Source organism: Clostridium sp., assembly GCF_051656525.1.
Taxonomy (GTDB): domain Bacteria; phylum Bacillota; class Clostridia; order Clostridiales; family Clostridiaceae; genus Clostridium.
The window spans coordinates 1-1,407 of record NZ_JBOGCC010000286.1; the positions used below are offsets into that span (position 1 = coordinate 1).

Consider the following 1,407-nt stretch of genomic DNA (forward strand, 5'->3'; position numbering starts at 1 on the left):
TAAATTACAGAATTTATATGTTTTTGCTGATGAAAAGGTAACTTATAACGGTCAAGGTTTTAGTTTAGCTTTAACTGTTAGTATTACTGGGAATAATTTAAATGTGTATGGAGTGCTTAGTATTTTAGATAAAACTGAATCTTTAATTAAAATACCTTATATTTTATCAGAAAGAATAAGAAAACATATTTTAAATAATGGAATCTTTTTAGCAACTAACATGAGTGCTCCAAATTCTTCTCCCGTAGGAAATACATTCACAGTAAACTCTAATGGTGAAATGTTTATCTCTCATTTAGCTGTTACTGGAAGATTTGATTTTTATATTTTAGGTACTTACAAAGTTAAATAGATAATATCTTTAATTCTTCTAGAGAAAGTACAGCAGGTGCAGTAAAGCCTGAATCTTGTGCTGTTGTCACATTTTTTATAGAACCATTAATTAATTTCCAAATTATAAAAATTCCGTTACCTTGTGTATTTGGTGCGTCTCCACGAATATGCATAGTTATTCCGCTTTTTAATTCTCCTTTAGATATTATCATTGTGGTACGCGAAGAATTCCCGTCTGTTGTAGAGGTAGTATTCGGAGCTATTGCACGAAAGAGAGTATCATCTGAATATTTATCCAAATTTGGAGCTAAAATTGATTGTCCAGGAGATAAAGTTTCATTAAATATAGTTTTGGATGATTTTATAACTAAATTCTGTAATATTACAGAATTTAGTTAGAACAGCAACCTTTCAAAATAACTCTGGATTAATAGAACTTGATATTGGTAATATTTATATGAAGTATTGTAGAACTCAATTAAATGAATATGTCGAATCATGTGCAAGGCTTGCAGTTGTTCTTCCTACAAACTACACCATAATAGCTGCAGGAGCAACTAATAATGGAGCAGCTAGAGAGTTCCACTTCGAAAATAATATTGGTTATGATCAATATCAGCCAAATCATATTCGATTTTTTCAAAGAGATATTATGGCAGGTTCTCCTATATCATATTTTGTGATTGCTATAAAAAGTTAAATAAAACTATCCCATAAATTTATAAAATTTCACATACAAGCATTACTTTACAAACCATAGCTGGAGGTTGATTCGTTCCCATCCTACGTATACTTGCGGTTACGATATTACTATTACTTTCATCTCCAGTTAAGCCAATACTTAAATCGTTTCCATCTTCAGCATAGGACGTACTAGATAATACTCTGTATCTGCAGTAAATATCTTTGAAATCAACTTTAATGTGTTCAAATGTGCTGTTATTTGTTGTAGCCATAGCTGTGAAATAAGCAATATTTCCCATACGAGTCCTTATTATTTGTAAGACACCATTAGGAATATTTGTACTAGCAACAATTTCGATATTATTTCTTATGCCTAAATTCTGTAATTTA

The 1,407-nt window shown here is 30.3% G+C and carries 5 protein-coding genes; 3 read left to right on the forward strand and 2 right to left on the reverse strand.

Translation table 11 applies throughout. From position 1 onward, the window contains the following. Positions 1-352 (forward strand): hypothetical protein (locus ACRDDY_RS14650; RefSeq protein WP_438565683.1); only part of this gene is annotated, 352 nt, incomplete at its 5' end. Here ACRDDY_RS14650 and ACRDDY_RS14655 read toward each other — a convergent pair. Next, on the reverse strand, positions 345-506 hold the full coding sequence (locus ACRDDY_RS14655; protein ID WP_438565684.1) for a hypothetical protein: 162 nt from the start codon (positions 504-506) through the stop codon (positions 345-347). The genes ACRDDY_RS14650 and ACRDDY_RS14655 overlap by 8 nt on opposite strands. 40 nt (positions 507-546) lie before the next feature. Between ACRDDY_RS14655 and ACRDDY_RS14660 the strand changes: the two genes are divergently transcribed. Both ACRDDY_RS14660 and ACRDDY_RS14665 read left to right on the forward strand, forming a co-directional pair. Beyond that, positions 547-732, forward strand: a complete 186-nt coding sequence (locus tag ACRDDY_RS14660; protein ID WP_438565685.1) for a hypothetical protein — start codon at positions 547-549, stop codon at positions 730-732. 58 nt (positions 733-790) lie between these two features. After that, positions 791-1,033 carry a hypothetical protein gene (locus ACRDDY_RS14665; protein ID WP_438565686.1) on the forward strand — a complete coding sequence of 81 codons (243 nt, stop codon included), beginning with the start codon at positions 791-793 and terminating at the stop codon, positions 1,031-1,033. 19 nt (positions 1,034-1,052) lie between these two features. On the opposite strand, the gene ACRDDY_RS14670 is transcribed toward ACRDDY_RS14665, so the two are convergent. Beyond that, positions 1,053-1,407 (reverse strand): hypothetical protein (locus tag ACRDDY_RS14670; protein WP_438565687.1); only part of this gene is annotated, 355 nt, incomplete at its 5' end.

Bases quoted from the DNA above. Each gene is read 5' to 3' on its own strand.
- ACRDDY_RS14665 (WP_438565686.1), top strand. From the start codon at position 791: ATGAAGTATTGTAGAACTCAATTAAATGAATATGTCGAATCATGTGCA.
- ACRDDY_RS14655 (WP_438565684.1), bottom strand. From the start codon at position 506: ATGCATATTCGTGGAGACGCACCAAATACACAAGGTAACGGAATTTTT.